Origin of the sequence: Leyella stercorea DSM 18206, from assembly GCF_000235885.1 — a bacterium.
GTDB lineage: Bacteria > Bacteroidota > Bacteroidia > Bacteroidales > Bacteroidaceae > Prevotella > Prevotella stercorea.
On sequence record NZ_JH379456.1, the window covers coordinates 9,574 to 28,293 of the forward strand.

12 protein-coding genes are annotated in these 18,720 nt (G+C 53.8%); 8 read left to right on the plus strand and 4 right to left on the minus strand.

Annotated features, from left to right (window positions below; genetic code table 11):
- Window positions 1–230: 230 nt before the first annotated feature.
- Complete coding sequence (gene nadD, locus HMPREF0673_RS10620) at window positions 231–812, plus strand: nicotinate (nicotinamide) nucleotide adenylyltransferase (RefSeq protein WP_007902124.1); 582 nt, start codon at window positions 231–233, stop codon at window positions 810–812.
- A 109-nt stretch (window positions 813–921) separates the two neighbouring features.
- Here the strand turns inward: nadD and HMPREF0673_RS10625 are convergent, their stop codons facing one another.
- Both HMPREF0673_RS10625 and HMPREF0673_RS10630 read right to left on the minus strand, forming a co-directional pair.
- Complete coding sequence (locus tag HMPREF0673_RS10625; RefSeq protein ID WP_007902126.1) at window positions 922–2,568, minus strand: ABC transporter ATP-binding protein; 1,647 nt, start codon at window positions 2,566–2,568, stop codon at window positions 922–924.
- 48 nt (window positions 2,569–2,616) lie between these two features.
- Complete coding sequence (locus HMPREF0673_RS10630; RefSeq protein ID WP_007902128.1) at window positions 2,617–3,501, minus strand: NAD kinase; 885 nt, start codon at window positions 3,499–3,501, stop codon at window positions 2,617–2,619.
- A gap of 157 nt (window positions 3,502–3,658) precedes the next feature.
- Here HMPREF0673_RS10630 and HMPREF0673_RS10635 point away from each other — a divergent pair, with 157 nt between their 5' ends.
- From HMPREF0673_RS10635 to HMPREF0673_RS13510, 7 genes are all read left to right on the plus strand, one after another.
- Window positions 3,659–4,933 (plus strand): glycosyltransferase family 4 protein, encoded by a 1,275-nt coding sequence (locus tag HMPREF0673_RS10635; RefSeq protein ID WP_007902131.1) that lies wholly within the window; start codon window positions 3,659–3,661, stop codon window positions 4,931–4,933.
- Window positions 4,934–4,938: 5 nt separating this feature from the next.
- Window positions 4,939–5,721, plus strand: a complete 783-nt coding sequence (locus HMPREF0673_RS10640; RefSeq protein WP_007902133.1) for a glycosyltransferase family 2 protein — start codon at window positions 4,939–4,941, stop codon at window positions 5,719–5,721.
- 120 nt (window positions 5,722–5,841) lie between these two features.
- Window positions 5,842–6,936, plus strand: a complete 1,095-nt coding sequence (locus HMPREF0673_RS10645; RefSeq protein WP_007902134.1) for a mannose-1-phosphate guanylyltransferase — start codon at window positions 5,842–5,844, stop codon at window positions 6,934–6,936.
- A gap of 77 nt (window positions 6,937–7,013) precedes the next feature.
- Window positions 7,014–9,227 (plus strand): GDSL-type esterase/lipase family protein, encoded by a 2,214-nt coding sequence (locus HMPREF0673_RS10650; protein WP_007902136.1) that lies wholly within the window; start codon window positions 7,014–7,016, stop codon window positions 9,225–9,227.
- Between the two features lie 210 nt (window positions 9,228–9,437).
- A complete protein-coding gene (locus tag HMPREF0673_RS10655) occupies window positions 9,438–10,976 on the plus strand; it encodes an alpha-L-fucosidase (protein ID WP_007902138.1) in 1,539 nt (512 codons plus the stop codon).
- A 39-nt stretch (window positions 10,977–11,015) separates the two neighbouring features.
- A complete protein-coding gene (locus tag HMPREF0673_RS10660; protein WP_007902141.1) occupies window positions 11,016–12,716 on the plus strand; it encodes a hypothetical protein in 1,701 nt (566 codons plus the stop codon).
- An 82-nt stretch (window positions 12,717–12,798) separates the two neighbouring features.
- Complete coding sequence (locus HMPREF0673_RS13510) at window positions 12,799–15,561, plus strand: glycoside hydrolase family 16 protein (RefSeq protein ID WP_007902149.1); 2,763 nt, start codon at window positions 12,799–12,801, stop codon at window positions 15,559–15,561.
- A 316-nt stretch (window positions 15,562–15,877) separates the two neighbouring features.
- Here the strand turns inward: HMPREF0673_RS13510 and HMPREF0673_RS10670 are convergent, their stop codons facing one another.
- Window positions 15,878–17,197: a hypothetical protein gene (locus tag HMPREF0673_RS10670; RefSeq protein WP_007902154.1), complete on the minus strand. Its 1,320-nt coding sequence runs from the start codon at window positions 17,195–17,197 to the stop codon at window positions 15,878–15,880.
- 21 nt (window positions 17,198–17,218) lie between these two features.
- Window positions 17,219–18,688, minus strand: coding sequence for a hypothetical protein (locus HMPREF0673_RS10675; RefSeq protein ID WP_007902157.1), 1,470 nt, complete (start codon window positions 18,686–18,688; stop codon window positions 17,219–17,221).
- Window positions 18,689–18,720: the final 32 nt, after the last annotated feature.

Sequence of the window (18,720 nt, forward strand, 5' to 3'; positions counted from 1 at the left end):
TCTGTGAATTCTGTGGGAGAAAGCTACAGCAAAAAAGTTCTGTGAAATCTGTGAAATCTGTGGGAGAATACTACTTGCTCGGTTGGTGCACTTGAGACAAGTGCACCCCCTAAGGTTCCACGAATTGCGTGGAAAAATACGATTATAGCAGGCAGCGTGGGTATGGCAAGGATGCCATACCCTCCTACGTTTTGTAGTTTTGTCACACCCTCCTATACAAACATGAAACAATGCAGAAGATAAAGACAGGTATCTACGGCGGGTCGTTCAACCCCATACACAACGGACACATCGCCATTGCGAAGCGAATGTTGGAAGAAGCCGGGTTGGACGAGATATGGCTCATTGTGTCGCCACAGAACCCTCTGAAGGCAGTAGGCAGTCTGCTCGACGACCAGCTGCGCCTCGATATGACGCAGCGTGCGCTTGCGCCCTATCCGCAGCTCACGGCAAGCGACTATGAGTTTCGCTTGCCACGTCCGTCGTATATGTGGCACACGCTGCAACACCTCTCCGCCGACTACCCCGACCACGAGTTCACGCTCCTCATAGGTGCCGACAACTGGGCGGTGTTCGACCGCTGGTACCACGCCTCAGACATCATAGCCCACTACCCCATCGCCATCTATCCGCGCACTGGGTCGCCCATCGACACCGATACGCTACCTTCTACCGTGCGTATGTACGACACCGGACTGTACGACATCAGCAGCACGGAGGTGAGAGAGAAGGTGGCACGTGGCGAGGATGTATCACAACTCGTACCGAAAGAAATCTTAAAGGACGTAAATCTGCACTACGGACAACAATAACAAGCAATAATATCATCCGCGCCGGTCGATGCGGATGTCTGCGCCGGTCGGTGCGGATGTCTGCGTCGGTCGATGCGCGACGTGAAAAAGCATGTTTTCAAGTATATTTTTAAATAACAAGCTGCTGACTACAATACTCTAACACTGCCGGACGATGCGTTATGAATATCACGGTGTGCGTGTCATCGTCCAGAATATTGCGTAGCAGACGACACTCCGTCTCGCTATCGAGAGCCGACGTTGCCTCGTCGAACACGAGCACGGCACGATTGCGGAGCAACGCACGAGCAATTGCTATGCGCTGCGCCTGACCCTCGGAGAGTCCGCCGCCACACTCGCTACAGTGGGTGTCGAGCCCGTCGGGCAGATTAAAGACAAACTCGGCGCAACTCTTTATAAGTGCCTCGCGCATCATCTCATCCGTCGCCGTAGCGTCGCCAAGCAACAGGTTCTCGCGTATCGTACCGCTCAGAAGCGTATTGCCCTGCGGTACGTACACAAAGTTGCAACGCATCAGCGGTGTCAGTTCCTTCTCGCCACCAGCATCATACATATATATATGTCCGCTCTTCGGACGCATCAGCGCAAGCAGCATACGCACGAGCGTTGTCTTTCCGGCACCCGTCTCGCCGAGGATAGCCGTTGTCGACCCCGGACGGAAGTCGAACGAGAGGTTTTTGATGATGTCGCGTGTGCCGTCCTCATAGCGGTAGGTGACGTTCTCAAGGCGTATTCCGCAGGAGTCGGCAAACCGAATAGGCTCGCCTTCGGGCTCGCGCGGTTCCTCCTCAAGCTCCATGAGTCGCTCTGCAGCGGTGAAGACACTGACGAAGGCTGGCACGAGCTTCGTCAGTGTGCGTGCCGGCGACTGTATGCGGTTGACGAGCTGCAGGAAGGCGGTCATGCCGCCGAATGTCAGCGTGCCAGCCTGCATACGCACCGCTGCCCAGAGGAACGCCAAGAGATAGCCTGAAGCAAATCCGAAGTTGAGTATAAAGTTGGAGAGAACGGAGAACTTCGTGCGGTTGACGACATTCTGGCGCAGTTCCGACTGTGTCGTCTCAAGACGCTCCACCATCGTCTGCGTCGCCTCCAAGGTCTTCACCACCATGCGGTGCTGCACACTCTCCTGCATTGACGACTGCACCTTACTATCCGACTCACGCACACGGCGTGAGAGGCGGCGCATACGGCGCATGTACACTTTGCTTACAAGCACAAAGAGAGGTATCATCACAACGAGTATCAGTGCCAACGTACTGTCCATCAGATACATGCAGGCGAAAGCGCCCACGAACATGAGTATGGTGGAGAGCGTGCTCGGCAACGTCTCGGTGAGGAACGTCACGACGTTCGACACGTCAAGCTCCAAGCGGTTGAGCACGTCGCCCGAGTGGAAGTGCTCGCGACTATGCCACTCCGACTGCAGTATGCGTCGCAACGTGGCTTGCTGCATACGGTTCTGCGCACGCACTCCGAGCAGGTTACGCACCCATACCCCCGAGATATTCACCGCAAAGTTGAGCAGTATCAGTGCGCCCATGATGCCCACAGCCCAATGGATAGAACCGCGGTCGGAGCCCGAAGCCACGTCGATGGCGTGCTTCACCGCCCACACCTGCGCCAGGCTGAGCACCACGTCAGCCACGCCAAGCAGCGCGTTCAACGCCGCCTGGAGTCTATTGCCACGCCATGCCTGCCAGAGCCAGCGCAGTATCTGCCTTGCTGTGTACTTATCCGAGGTCGTTATCTTCATCAAAATTCAAAACTCAAAATTCAAAATTGCGTTAGCGACGGCACGTCGCTAACGCTTATCCGCTCCCCACATCATCTTCTCTCTGAGCGATGTGAAGTAGTTTCTGTTGTTTGGCTTCATTATCAGCGTTGAGAACGGAGCCTTCCGTATGCTCACCGTTGTGCCCTCGTGCATGGTATAGCTGCGTCCGTCTACCGCCACGAGGAAGTTGTGCGAGCGCGACTCCACCTGTAGCTCCACCCTACTGTTGTCCGAAATAACCACCGGACGCACGTTCAAACTATGCGGAGCCACCGGCGTAAGGCATAGCGTGCTCGTCTGCGGCACGATGATTGGTCCACCGTTCGACAGCGAGTAAGCCGTCGAGCCGGTAGGCGTACATACCACCAGTCCATCGGCTTGATACGTAACAAGAAACGAGTCGTCGATGCTTGTGCGTATGCTGATCATCGAAGCGTTGTCGCGTTTCAGCACCGCAATATCATTCAGTGCGTAGTGACAACCCTCGAAGTCGCCACCATGCGTACGTATCTCTATCGCCGTGTGGCGTTCTATCTTGTAGTCGCCCTCGATGATTGCAGCGAGAGCGTTCTCCACCTCGTCGGGCAGCACGTCAGCGAGGAAACCCAAGCGTCCCATGTTAATACCCACGATGGGCGTATTCTTGCAGCCGATGCGCACCGCAGTCTTCAGAAATGTGCCGTCGCCACCGATAGACACGGCATAGTCGGCATCAAAATCATCACCGTCGAACACCTCAACGCCAGAGAGGTCGAGATGCTGGTCGTGCATAAGGAAGTCGCGGAACGGGCGGTCGAATATCACGCGCTCATCGCGAGAACGAAGATAGTCGAGCGCACGAGCTAAAGAAGTCGACTTGCGCAGTTGGAAAGTATTGCCGAAGAAGGCAAAAGTGAGTTGTTTGTTTGTCATTATGCGTATATTATACGTTTGAAGAGAAACGTAATTTGTGCTAAATTACTGATTTTTTCATAAACTACAAAAACTATTGTTATTTTTTTCATAAATGGCTGATTTCGTTTTGTACTACCACCGATTTACATTATCTTTGTACCATAACTTAATACTTATGAGAGTACTCATCATAAACACAAGCGAGACAAATGGTGGTGCTGCCGTTGCAGCCAACCGTCTCATGGAAGCTCTGCAGAGAAACGGAGTAAAGGCGAAGATGTTGGTAGCCGAGAAGCAGACCAACCACGTCACCGTCTCTCAGATGCCTCATCATTGGCTATACAAATGGCATTTTCTGCGCGAACGCCTTTCTATCTTCCGCCATTTGTATTTCTCCAAGAATCATCTCTTTGAAATAGACACGGCAAGCGCCGGATCGGACATCACAAGTCTGCCCGAGTTCCGCGAAGCCGACATCATCCACCTCAACTGGATAAACCAAGGTATGCTCTCGCTCAGCTCCATACGCAAGATTGTAAAGAGCGGCAAGCCGATCGTGTGGACCATGCACGACCTATGGCCCGCCACGGGCATCTGCCACTACGCACGCAGCTGCGGAGCATTCCGCACGGTGTGTCACAACTGCAAGCTATTGCCAGGCGGAGGGGCTATCAACGACCTCTCGCGCAAGATATGGAAGCGCAAGAAGGCACTGTATGAAGGCAATAACATCCACTTTGTGACGTGTAGCCGCTGGCTGGAAGCACAAGCCCGTCAGAGCGCGTTGCTCTCCGGCGAGAGCATCGTGTCGATACCCAACACCATCGACACACGTGTGTTCTGCCCTGCCGACCGCACAAAGGCACGCCAACAGATGGGGCTGCCCGAGGAGGGACGCATCGTGCTGTTCGTGTCGCAGAAAGTGACCAACGAGCGCAAGGGTGCTGCCTACTTCATAGAGGCTATCAACCGCCTCGCCGACAGCAACCCGCAGTTCAAGAGCAACACCGCTGTGGCTATACTCGGCGCAAGTGCCGACGAGATAGCCGAACAACTGCACATCCCGTCGTACCCATTGGGCTACATCAGCGATGCGCAGCAGATAGCTAATGTGTACAACGCTGCCGATGTCTACGTGCTACCTTCGCTCGAGGACAACCTCCCGAACACCATTATGGAGGCGATGGCGTGCGGAGTGCCAAGCGTGGGCTTCCGCGTCGGGGGCATTCCGGAGATGATTGACCATAAGCACAACGGCTACGTAGCCAACTTCAAGGACGCTGCCGACCTCGCCGAGGGCATACGCTGGACGCTCTTCGAGGCTGACAGCAACGAACTCGCAGCGAGCTGCTTGCACAAGGTGGCACACAACTACTCGCAGCAGTCGGTAGCGATGAGATACATAGAGGTTTACAACGAGCTTATCGCTCTCAAACGATATATTATTTAATTGACATGATAAAATTCACAATCATAACCTGCACCTACAACGCAGCTGAGGTCATCAAGCCTACGCTCGACAGCATACTCAACCAAACGTGGGCGCCAGTAGAGCACTTGATTATCGACGGAGCGTCGAAAGACGACACCGTAAAGGTGGCAGAGGCTTACCGCCAACGCAGCCTGGAGGAGGAGACAGAGCACGAGGTGCGCATCATCTCCGAACCCGACCGCGGTCTGTACGACGCTATGAACAAGGGACTACGACTCGCAACGGGCGACTACGTCGTGTTCCTCAACGCCGGCGACTCGCTGCCCGACGACACAACACTCGAGAAGATATCCAACGACGTGAACGAACGTTCCGACGGAAAGCTGCCTGCCGTGCTCTACGGCGACACTAACATCGTCGACGAGAAGGGCATCGTGCTGCATCCACGCCGACTCGCACCACCCGACAACCTCAACTGGCACTCGTTCCGCCACGGTATGTTGGTGTGCCACCAGGCGTTCTACGCACGCACCGACATAGCACGCGCCACACCATACGACCTGCGCTATCGCTTCTCTGCCGATGTCGACTGGTGCATACGCATCATGAAGCAAGCCGAACGCGAGCACCTGCATCTGCTGCGACTGCCGGAGGTGGTGGCTGACTACCTCGACGGAGGCATGACGAACAAGAACCACCGCGCCTCACTCTTCGAGCGTTTCCGCATCATGCGCCGCCACTACGGACTGTTCACAACGCTCGCCATGCACGCATGGTTCATAGCAAGAGCCGTGCTGAAGAAATAAACAGCGAGTAATGGCGATATTAGCTACTGAAAAAATACAATAATGGCACGAAATCTGCGTTATTATAACAGATAATAACGAAGAAGAAAATCCATTAATCTACTAATAAAAACCAACAACATGAACAATACAAGCAATAACTACTGTGTAATACTCGCCGGTGGCAAGGGACGCCGCCTATGGCCATGCAGCCGCGAGAGCAAGCCTAAACAGTTCATCGACTTCTTCGGATGTGGACGCACTCAGCTTCAAGTCACTTACGACCGTTTCGCACAGATTGTGCCCGTAGAGAATATATACGTGAACACGAACGACGCATACGTCGACCTTGTACGCGAACAGTTGCCCGAACTCGCTCCCGACCACCTACTCGCAGAGCCTATACAGCGTGGCACAGCCCCGAGCGTGGCGTGGTGTGCACACCGCATCATGTGCATCAACCCCGATGCCAACATCGTTGTGGCACCGTCCGACCAAGCTATCATCGGCGACGAGGCATTCGCCAAATGCATCAACCGCGGCTTCGACTTCGCAGCAAAGCGGCAGCATCTGCTCACACTCGGACTGAAACCGACGCGCCCCGAGCCTGGCTACGGCTACATACAGATGGGCGACGAGGTGGAGGAAGGCGTGTTCAAGGTGCAGTCGTTCACGGAGAAACCCGAACGCGAGTTCGCACAGATGTTCGTCAACAGCGGCGAGTTCTACTGGAACACGGGCATCTTCCTCGCCAATGCGCGCTATCTGCTCGACTGCTTCAGAGAGTTGCTGCCCACAGTGCTGCGTAAGTACGACGAGATACACGCTGGCGAAGAGTTCGACTACGAAGAGGAGAACCGATACATACACGAACACTTCCCCTCATACCCGAACATCACCGTCGACTACGGCATACTCGAGAAGTCGGAGAATGTGTGTATGCTGAAGTGCAACTTCGGCTGGGCTGACCTCGGAACGTGGCATAGCATCTACGAAGCAATGCAAAAGGGCGAGGGCGACAACGTAGTTATAGACAGCGACGTGCTGCTCGACGATGCACACAACAACGTCATAAAACTGCCGAAGGACCGCATGGCGGTAATCTCTGGGCTCGACGGCTTCATTGTAGCCGAAGAGAAGAACGTGCTACTCATCTGCCGTAAGGAGGACTCATCGGCAAATGTGCGCCGACTCGTAAACGAAATACAAATGAAAAAGGGCGAGGAGTTTATTTAAACTCCCGCCCTACTTCTTGTCTTATTCTATTCTAACAACCACTCGATTAATCAAATTCTCAGCTATAACATATTAATATGAAAGCAATCAACAAGACATACCTTGCGCTAACACTCGCATTGCTGCTTGCGCTTCCGCTTGCAGTCAACGCGCGCGTGCCGAAACGTATCTACCTCGAGAAGACACGCGTGGCGTGCGTAGGCAACAGCATTACATACGGCATGACGCTCGCCGACCCTGCTACAGAGTCGTATCCTGCGCAGCTGCAGCAGATGTTGGGCGACGGCTACGAAGTGGGCAACTTCGGGAAGTCGGGTGCCACACTGCTCCGCCACGGACATCGACCCTACATAGCTCAAGAGGAATGGGCTAAGGCGAAGGCTTTCAAGGGCGACATCGCTGTGATACACCTCGGCGTAAACGACACCGACCCACGCAACTGGCCCTACTATCGCGACGAGTTCGTGAGCGACTACCTCGCTCTCATCGACACGCTGCGCCAGGAGAACCCGAAGTGCCGCATCATCATCGCACTCCTCTCGCCCATCACTCACAACCACCCACGCTTTGAAAGCGGCACGCAACAGTGGCAAGAGGAAATTCAGGAGGCTATCAAGACCGTAGCTCGCGTCGGAAAGGCGCAGCTCATCGACTTCCATAAACCGCTCTATGCGTATCCACAACTCATCCCCGATGCCGTACATCCTAACAAGGAGGGTGCTACGATGCTCGCACGCACCGTCTACTCGGCAATATTAGGCAACTACGGCGGTCTGCAGATGCCCATCACCTACTCGGACAACATGGTGCTGCAGCGCAACCGCATGCTGACCATTCACGGCACTGCCAACGCCGGCGAGAAGGTGACGGTCAACATCACACGCCCCGATGCAGCGAAGGGCAAGGTGCAGAACGGCGGAAAGCGCAAGAAGGGCGAACAGCCACGACGTGTGCGTGCGCTGAAGACAGAGGTGCAGACGGCTACGGCCACTGCCGACGACAACGGATGCTGGCAGGTTACGCTGCGTCCGCAACGTGCCGAGAACAACCTCACGCTGACCATCAGCACCGACGAGAAGCAGCTCGTATATAATAATGTGGCGTTCGGTGAGGTGTGGCTCTGCTCCGGACAGTCGAACATGGAGTTCATGTTGCACGAGGCTGCCACCGCAAAGCGCGACATACCGAAGGCAAAGAACCCCAACATACGCTTCTTCGACATGAAAGCACGCTGGCGCACCAATCCTGTTGAGTGGGACGCGGCTGCGCTCGACTCCATCAACCACCTAAAGTACTTCGCCGACACGAAGTGGACGGTCTGCTCGCCCGAGACAGCGAAGGACTTCTCTGCCATCGCATACTACTTCGGCTCTATGCTGCAGGACAGCCTGCAGTGTGCCGTGGGCCTCATCTGCAACGCCGTGGGCGGTTCGCCGACGGAGGCGTGGGTAGACCGTGCCGACCTCGACGCACAATTTCCACAAATCATGCGCAACTGGACTAACAACGACTTCGTGCAGCCTTGGGTGCGCGAACGTGCTGCGCTGAACATGAAGAAGGCTGCCGACATGAAGTTGCAACGCCATCCCTACGATCCTTGCTACCTCTACGAGTCGGCGATAGAGCCGCTTCAGCAGTTCCCCATAAAGGGCGTACTGTGGTATCAGGGCGAGTCGAACGCACAGAACTTCACCACTCACGAGCGTCTGTTCAAGTTGCTCGTCGAAGGATGGCGACGCAACTGGAACGATGCCGAGCTGCCGTTCTATTATGTGCAACTCTCGAGCATGGATCGTCTGCCGTGGCAGTGGTTCCGCGACAGCCAGCGCCGTCTGCAGAGCGAACTGCCGAACGTAGCAATGGCTGTGTCGTCGGACATGGGCGACTCGCTCAACGTTCACCCCACACGCAAGCAGCCCGTGGGCGAACGTTTGGCTCGCATCGCTCTGCATAACCTCTACGATTTCTCAAATGTTGTGCCGAGCGGACCTGCCGTGAAGGAAGCGTCGGTGGTGGGCGACGGCATCGTGCGCCTCACCTTCGACTACGCCGACGGACTCTCTACCTCCGACGGTAAGCACCCGTTGACATTCGAGATAGCCGAGGAAGAAGGACTATACAAGCCTGCCGAGGCACGCATCGAAGGCAACACCGTGGTAGTGATGGCTGAGGGCGTGACACATCCGCGCTTCGTGCACTACGGATGGCAGCCTTTCACACGCGCCAACCTCGTGAACAGCGCACAACTGCCAGCTTCTACGTTCCGCATCGAAATCAGGGGGTGCAATTAGGGGGTGCAGTTGTCTCAACTGCACCAACAAAGCAGAATGCACCAACAAAGCAAACTGGTGCAGTTGAGACAACTGCACCCCCTGACTGCATCTTGATATTTATCGCAAATTTAACACATGCAACTAATAATATCCGAATTATTATTCGTAACTTTGCAACCCAGAATGACCTAAGAACCAAATTGTTATTTCTAAACAAATCAAAATAATATGAAGAAAATCTACACATTGTTCTCTGCACTGTGCTTAGCAGCTGCAGCGCCTGGCACTTTGTCAGCACAGAACAACTTCAAGCTGGTTGAGGAGAGCGTGAGCAATCCGGACAACACACCAGCTCCAGTCTACCCAGTACCAAGCGAGCGTCAGCTCAAGTGGAACGAAACCGAATTCTACGCTTTCTTCCACTACGGCATGAACACCTACACCAACGAGGAGTGGGGTTCAGGCATGGAGCGCGAGACAGTATTCGCACCTACACAGAAGCCAGACCCAAGACAGTGGCTCGAAGTGGCTAAGAAGGCGCACATGAAGGGCGGTATCGCTGTGGTGAAGCACCACGACGGCTTCTGCCTCTGGCCTACAGCTACGACAGAACACTGCACACGCAACTCATCGGGCTACGGCAAGAACGTAGATATTCCTAAGGAGTTCGCCGACGCAGCACGCGAGTTCAAAATGAAGTACGGTTTCTACATCTCTCCGTGGGATATGTCAAGCCCATACTGGGGCAAGAAGGACAGCAACGGCAAATACACAGACGAGTATGCCAAGAAGGTGTTCCTGCCGCAGTGCGTAGAGCTTGCTAAGTACGGCAACGACCAGTTCGAGATGTGGTTCGACGGCGCTACCGGTGGCGACCACGCAGGCGGCTACGGCAGCTACACTTCTTCGCAGAAGCGCACTATCGACAACGCACAGACATACTACGACATTCCTAACCTGCGCGACTCTATCCACAACCTCCTGCCGAACGTAATCATGTGGGGCGTTGGCGGCGAAGCACGCTGGATTGGTAACGAGGAAGGCTACTCAGGACAGACTTGCTGGTCGATGGGCGACGCTGAGTCGGGCGACGAGAACGCATGGCAGTGGGCTGCCGGCGAGAGCGATGCCAAGTCGACAAAGGGCTGGTTCTGGGATTCGAGCAAATATAACCAGCCGAAGTCGGCTGAGACTCTCTTCAAGATGTATCTTGAGACCGTAGGCCGCAACGCTACATTCCTTCTCAACCTACCGCCGAACCGCGCAGGTCTTATCGACGAGAGCCTTGTAACCATCATGGAAGACCTCGGCAAGCTGCTCGACCAGCGTCTCGGCACAGACCTTGCAAAGACAGCTAAAGTAACAACCGACTGCACTCGCGAGGCTATGGGCAAGGGCAACTACGACGCAAAGAATCTTACCGACGGCAACAAGGACACATATTGGGCTGCTCCCGACGGACGCACATCGGCTGTCATCGAGCTTAGCTGGGACACACCGCAGACCGTGCGCTACGTATCGCTCATGGAGTACATCAAGCTCGGACAGCGCGTGAAGAAGTTCAAGATCGAGACCAGCGAGGACGGCGTAACATACACCGAGCGCGGCAACGGTCAGACAATGACAACCGTAGGCTACAAGCGCATCATCCCGCTCAACGGCTCTACAACCAACTACTCTGCAAGCGGCTTCAAGGCTAAGTCTGTACGCATCACTATCGAGAACGCTAAGGCTTGCCCGCTGCTCCACACTGTAGAAGTGTTCTAAACAAACCCCTTACTCCATCAACTAAAAAACAAAGAAACAATGAACATAATGAAATATATGTGCCTTGCCGGTCTGTTCTTCCCTATCGCAGCCGTGGCACAGCAGGACAAGACTCTCTGCGACTTTGAAACAACAGAGAGCTACAAGAGTGTTCGTGCATACGACACATGCCCTACCTCACCTTTCAACCTCAACAAGCTCACGGGCAACGTGCAGGTTGTAGACAACGACCTTAACGCAGTGGACGACGCGCTGGGCTACGCTCCGAACGAATCGTCGAAGATTCTCGGCGTGCAGCGCTCGCGCTACGGCAGCAACACCTTCGGTGCTCTCGTAGAGCTGAAGGAGCCGCTCGCTCTGAAGCGTGAGACCCAGTACGTACACGTTAAGTTCTACTCTACGCAGGACGCTCCGGTGATGCTCATCGGACTTGGCAACCGCGAAGACCGCCCTTGGCAGCCCACTACAACAGAGCAGTTCTGGAGCGTGCCTACAAGCAATGTGCACGCAGGCGCATGGCAGGACGTAGTGTTCCCAATCATGGGCGCTGACGGCATCAACATCAAGAGCCTTCTCGTAGTGGTAGACCGCCAGTCGCCACACAACCAGATGAGCGACTTCGCCGTGTTCATCGACGACATCACACTCAGCAGCAAGGCTAACCCATTCTTCTCTAAGTCGGTTTACCCGATCAACTACGAGGAATCGACAGCTCACACACGTGGTGACGCGCGCTATGTAAAGAATGTTAAGCTCGGTTCACAGTCTGTAGCTATCAACCAGAACTCAGACAAGAAGCTCTACTTCAACAAGACCGAGAACATCTTCCTTGCAAAGCCAGGCGAGACCGTCACTCCGACTATTGACTGGAAAGGCGAATGGATGCACGGATATGCTTACCTCGACAAGGACGACAACGGTAAGTTCGACGTTGATTACACCAACAGCGGCGTAACAAATGCACGCGACCTCGTTTCTTACTCTTACTACAAGGACAAGAACAGTGCAGGCAAGAGTGCAAGCAGCGACTGCGGTGTTGGTCTTCCTTCGTTCGAGATTGACGACGACATGAAGCCGGGCATCTATCGTATGCGCTACAAGGTGGACTGGGACAACGTAGATCCAGGCGGCAGCACCGCAACAGGCAACCTCATCACAAACAACGGTGGCGCGCTGATTGACGTTCTCGTTAACATCCACAACGACAACGTAGACGTTTACCGCGCTACAGAGGAGAACGGCGGCGGCTTGAACGGCGAGATTCTTCTTGCTAACGGCAAGCCGGTGACTGGTCAGACCACTCCGTTCGGTAAGGCATTCACTATAAAGGCTCAGCCGGCTGAGGGCTTCCTGCTCGACTACGTTAAGATTCGCCACGGCTACAACCTCGAGGGCACAAGCACAAAGAACGAGAACCCGCAGTGGAAGGAGTACACCGTGCAGGCTTCGCAGTTCGTAAACGGCGAGTACACTATCCCGGCTGACTGCGTAGACGGCAACATCCGTCTCGTGCCATTCTTCAAAAGCGACCCCACAAGCGTTAACGACGCTACAGTGAAGGCATTCGAAGTGAAGGCAGGTCAGGGCGAGATGACTCTCACAGCATCTGTTCCGACACACGTAGACATCGTAAGCGTGCAGGGCAGCACTCTGTTCAACGGAACAGTAGAGGGCACACAGACAATCTGCGCACACAAAGGCGTTTACGTCGTAAACGGCGAGAAGGTGCTCGTAAAGTAAACTAATCGTTACTCACATATTGGGGATAGCAGTCAAGACTGACAGCTATCCCCTTTTCAGACTATAAACAACAACTATTATTATGACAAACAACCTACGCACAGCAATCGCCACCTTCATACTGGCGACAGCGATGACTCCAGCCGCAGTGCTGGCACAAAGCGCTTACCCCGTCAACTTCGACGAGAACGAGGCTGCTACGAACACGGGGCGCTACACCAACGCAATTCTGCTCTCAAGCAGCTACGGCACACAGCAGATTGACGTAAACCAGAAGACAGAGAAGCGTCTGTACATCAAACGCCTCGACGACTGTCTGCGCGCCAAGATTGGCGAGACGGTTTCGGTTGGATTTAATTGGAAAGGTACGTGGATGTGCGGATACGCATATATCGACTTCGGTAAGGACGGCAAATACGATGTCGACTACGACGATAATGGTGTGAACGCCATGAAGGACCTTATGACCTACTCCATGTACAAGAACAAGGACAGCAAGGGCGCAACCGTAAGTGGCGAGCCAAGCATCAATCCGCCGTCGTTCGCTATCCCCACAGACGCAAAACCTGGCATTTATCGTATGCGCTACAAGGTAGACTGGGACAGCGTTGACCCAGGCGGAAACATCAGTAACAATGGTATAAAGAAGAATGGTGGCGTGATTGTAGATACACGCATCAACGTGCATGGCGAGACGGCGCACGTAACGGTGAAGGGTACTGACCCATTGAAGGGTACTGTAACTCTTGGCGACCAATACACGGAATTGAACAATCAGGACGTAGAATTCGGAAAAGACCTCACTATCGCTGTCGGCGTGATGGACGGTTACGACTTCATTTCGCTTAGCGTCAAGCATGGATACGGACTCGACGGCGATGCTGTCGTAGACGGACTGCGCCAGTGGCAGGAGAACACTATCATGGCTTACACCGCAAAGGGCGACAAGCTCACCATTCCGGCAAGCTATATCGACGGAGACGTTGAAATAACCGTCAACTTCGCTGCTGAAAGCGCTACTTCGGGCAGCAGCTACGCGCTCAACTTCGAGAAGGATCTCGCCCAGATGAATCCTACAGCCAACAGCCTCACAGAGTTCTCTATTACGAACAAGGCTGGCAAGAAGTCGGCTATCGCTATCCCTGAGGGCACTACCGTTTATCGCGACGCTCTCACTAAGGAAGTGAACGCCAAGCCGGGCGACGTGCTCACACCGGGCATCGCATTCACTGGCGACACCGAGATGGGCGCATATCTCTATATCGACTACAATCAGGATGCAGTGTTCACAACGCCGCTCAATGAAGCTGGCGTGCCAGTCGTTGGCAGCGAACTCGTTAGCTTCTCTGCGTATAACGGCAAGAACAGCAACGGCGAAGCTGCGGGCACAACAACCGCAATGCCGTCGTTTACTATCCCCGACGACTTGCCTACCGGTGTCTATCGCGCTCGTCTGAAGATAGACAAGAACAACATCGACCCTGCTGGCGACTATAGCATGTCTGACGCTTTGCACATTGACAACTACAACGGCTACATCGTCGACTTCCTCCTGAACGTGCACAACGCCAAGGGCAAGCTCGACATCGACGCACGTGGCGGACATATCGTTGGCTACGACTATAACGGTGTGACAGAAACAACAGCATTTGGCAAGGCTATCGACCTTATGCCACTCGCCCCGGCAGCAGGCTACAACGTAAAGAGCATCACCGTGCGTCACGGTCACAACCTCGACGGAAAGCAGTACATCAACGGCAACCGTCAGTGGGAGGAATACGAGGTGAAGGATGCTAAGAATGAAGAGAACTTCACCATCGACGCAGCTAAGGTGAACGGCGATGTGCGCGTGTCTGCTCTGTTCGAGGCAGACGGCACAGAGGAGTACAAGCTGCGCTTCGCTGACGAGTTCGACGGCAAGGACTACTCGCTGCCTAACGCTAACGTATGGCACAACTGCACACGTGAGAGTCCTACATGGAAGCGCTTCACCTCGCAGACCGCTGAGGGACAGCAGAAGACAGCCTTCATACGCGACGGCAAGCTCGTCACACGCTGCATCAAGAACACCATCGCCGAAGAGGGCAACGTGGACATGATCAGCGGTGCTATCGAAAGCTCGGATAAGATGTACTTCACATACGGACGCATCGAGGGCCGTCTGCGCACCACTCCTCACGTAGGCAACTTCCCTGCCTTCTGGCTCATGCCGCAGGACAACTCTGCAGGCTGGCCTAACGCCGGAGAGATAGATATCTGGGAGCAGATAGACACCGAGAACAAGACATATCATACGGTGCATACTCACTGCACATACGATCTGCATCTGGGTCTGCCCAACTCTGGAAGCGCATATACCAACGCAGCCGACTATCACGTAATCACGCTCGACTGGACGCCGACATTGCTCACATGGTATGTTGACGGCACAAAGGCGTTCTCTTACGCCAAGACGAAGCAGTCGTATCTGCTTGAGAAGGGTCAGTGGCCGTTCGACAAACCGTTCTACGTGATACTGAACCAGAGCGTGGGCAACAACTCATGGGCAAAGGATGCGGACGTAAACTTCGAGTACGAGACTCTGTTCGACTACGTGCGTCTGTACCAGAAAGACGACGAGGGTAATATCTTCTCTACTATTAGCGACGTGAAGAGCAACAAGTCTTCTCTCGATGTCTACGCGCAGCAAGGCGGCGTGCTCCTCGTAGCACCCGAAACACAGCACGTTGAGGTGTACAACATCAGCGGTGCACGTGTATTCGCAGGTAGCGTGCAGGGCAACCGCTTCGTAAGCCTCGCCAAAGGCGTGTACATCGTAGCTGGCAAGAAGATTGTCGTGAAGTAACATCAGGAGGGTATGGCATCTTGCCATACCCACGCAACCTAAAGCTGGCTGCCTAAAACCGACTATCTAAAGCCGGCTATCTAAAAGATAGCTGATTATAAAAAAAGAAGTTTCGCAAGCCTGTCGGCTTGCGAAACTTCTTTTTTTATTGTCGTGTAGAGCGGAGCAAGGTTTTAATATCTAGAAAATCTAGAAAAACTAGAAAATCTAGAAAAACTAGAAAAACTAGAAAATCTAGAATATCTAGAAAAACTAGAAAATCTAGAAAAAAACCACAGCATCTGAACATCCTAAAGCCATACAGTCTCTCGCTCCCTTACTTCTTTGGGAATGTCTTTGAGAGCGTTCCAAACTCGGCATCAGGGATGTGCGAGTGGAATGTGCTGCGTGTGACGGTTGTGCCGTAGTCGTCGGTGACGGCGAGGACAGCTACGTACCAGTCACGCTCTGCGTCAGAGAAGCTCCTCGTGAACGTGAACTTGCCGTTAAGCTGCTTCACCGCCTCTGTTACATCCTCAGCCTTGTCGGTAGTAGCCATAAAGTCTGCCCATGCCATAGACGGAGTCTCAACCTGATACTCGTTCAGAGCGTTGTCCCAATCCCACTCCTTCATCACGAGCATACGTGCGCTCTTGATAGACGAAGCCTTCGACTTGATGGTGTACTGTATGGCGAGGTCGCCGTTGCCAACCTGATAATTGGTGACATCCACCTCTGGGCAATCGTTGGCTGCCGCCGGTTTGATGTGAACATTGTCCACAGAAGCCTTCACCCAGTCGCCGTTGGCATCCACAGCGAGTGCGCAGAACGAGTAGTCGTTCTCCTTATCGATATTCCACGCCTTGTACTCGCTGGCGTATGTAGCCCACTGCTCGGCAGAGAAGCTCACGCCCTGATTGTACATCAGTGCACTATAGCCATAGAGGTTGACGAACTCGTCGATAGACTTCGTAGAACCGAGCACAAGGTGCAGCGACTTAAATCCGTTGCCCGGCTTCACGTCGAACTCAGGCTTACCCTCGGCGTTCAGTCCGAGATACTTTACGCTGAGCGCCAGATTGCTCACGCCTGCCTCTGTAGTGCGCACAGTGGCGTATTTCAGCTCCGAACCAAGCACCAACTTCTCATCTTTCTCTACGAGGTCGCACACCACGATGTACTGAGTCTCGCCTGCAGCGACGAACTGCGTTACGCCACTTGTTTTCTCGCCATCGGCGATGGTATATTCCTTTGTGCCTACGCCTTCGAAGCCATATCCGCCAGCCTGCATAAGCGTAGAGAACACCTGCTTCTTCTCGGCTTCGGTCATCTCCGAGAGCGATGCGCCACCGAAATACTGCATAATGAAGAATTTTAGGTACGACTCGCTTACACACATCTGATAGTAAGGCTGATCGGCTGTGCGTGCCTGCACCTTGTACCTCACGTAGTTCTTGCCAGCTGTCAGGTCAGCGATTTCCACCTTTGCCTGTTCTGGTACGCCCACGGGGCGTCCGAACGCGATGTAGTCGTCAGTGCCCAACATCACTGTTTCTATTGTCTTATTGCCTTTATTGAGGAATACCTTCTGCTGCGCCTCGGCAGTAGCCACGAACGCCATGGCGAGGGCAAATACTGATAATATAGTCTTTTTCATAATCTGTTTCTCGTTAAAGTTTTAGAGTCGTGTAACATTGCCCTCGTAGTGTCCCTTGAGCGCGCCCTTGTACTTCTTGATGTTGAACACTGTGAAGTCGACATTAGCCTTGCCGTCGGCAAACGTCAGTTTAGCATTGCCACCCAAAGCGAGTGCTGCAGTGCCTTTGACAGTAGCCTGCGAGTAGGTAACGTCGGCATACTTCACAGAAACCTTTGCGTTCGTCTCGTCGCCCGAGAAGCCGTGCAAAGCGTCGTCGTTGACGAAAGCGTCGGGCATAGTAACCACGATGTCAGCATCAGCCATGCCAGCCAATGTCGTCACGCCAGCCTTTGCGGAAAGATAGACAGTGTAGACACCAGCAGCGTCGTCGTGTGTGAGCACTGCCGACTTCAGGTTGACAGCCTTGCCGTCAGCCACGCTGTAGACGCTTGGCATAGCGAGCGTGTACTCCTTCGGTGTACCTTCCTCGTAAACCACGTCGAGTGTGCGGTCGGCTTTATTGCCGAGTTTCTCGATGTTGAGCTTGATGGTGTATGTGCCGTTGCCGTTGTCGAGCACCGAGATTGTGCCCGTAGCCGAAGCCGAAGCACCGTTACTGATGTCTATAGTCTGCGCATTGTTCACGTCGGTCACGTTGTCGACGAAGGTCAGCTCATACTTCTGATTGCCCTGCACGCTAAGCACTCTGCCGTCCATGCTGCTCTGCGGCACGAAGAGGCGCACGTAGTAGTAGCAGTTTGTAAGTTCGTTGGCATTGTCGATATTGCCCGGGGTGAGGTAGAAGTTGATGCCGTCAGTCTTCTTCTCGGCGAAGACAGCACGCATTTCGTAGCGCTTGCCATCGACGGTGAAGTGGTTAGGGTTCTCCTTCATCTCAGTGACAGCACCATTGTATTGAGCAGCAAAGAGCACCTCGCCGCTCTTCGGCATAGCCTGCATGTGCAGCGAGAGCTTGTCCTCGCTGATAGACACATTGAGCGAGCCACCAGTGTAGTAAGTGCTCCAATCGGCAGAGGTGACGGTCACGGGTTCGTAATCATCGTTCTTCTTAGCCTCATCAACATCTGTGTACGCCACCTGGAAGAATTCGTTATCAGCATCAAACTCGTTATTGAACGTGCTGAACGTCAGTTCCTTGTCGAGCAGCGCAGGTGTCAGTGCCACCTGCAGCAGCTTGCCACCTTTAAGCATGGCATCTACCGTGGTGCAACCTTCGAGCGTAGAGAGGTACACACACTTGTAATTATTCACTGTAGTAATCAACGCCGACTTCATCTCAATCACCTCGTCGCCAATCTTCACGCAGTTGCCGTCGAGTTTAACCTTCTTTTCGAACGTGATGTTGTCCACATTCTTGCCCACCTCATAGGCAGAAACGATAATTCCGTTCTTCACAACGAACACGCTGTCGGGTGTTGCAGCCTTAGCCATTGTCTGCATGGCGAAGCCTACGAGCATGGCGAAAAGTAAAAATATCTTCTGTTTCATTGTACTCAATTTAATTATTAAGTGTTAGCGAT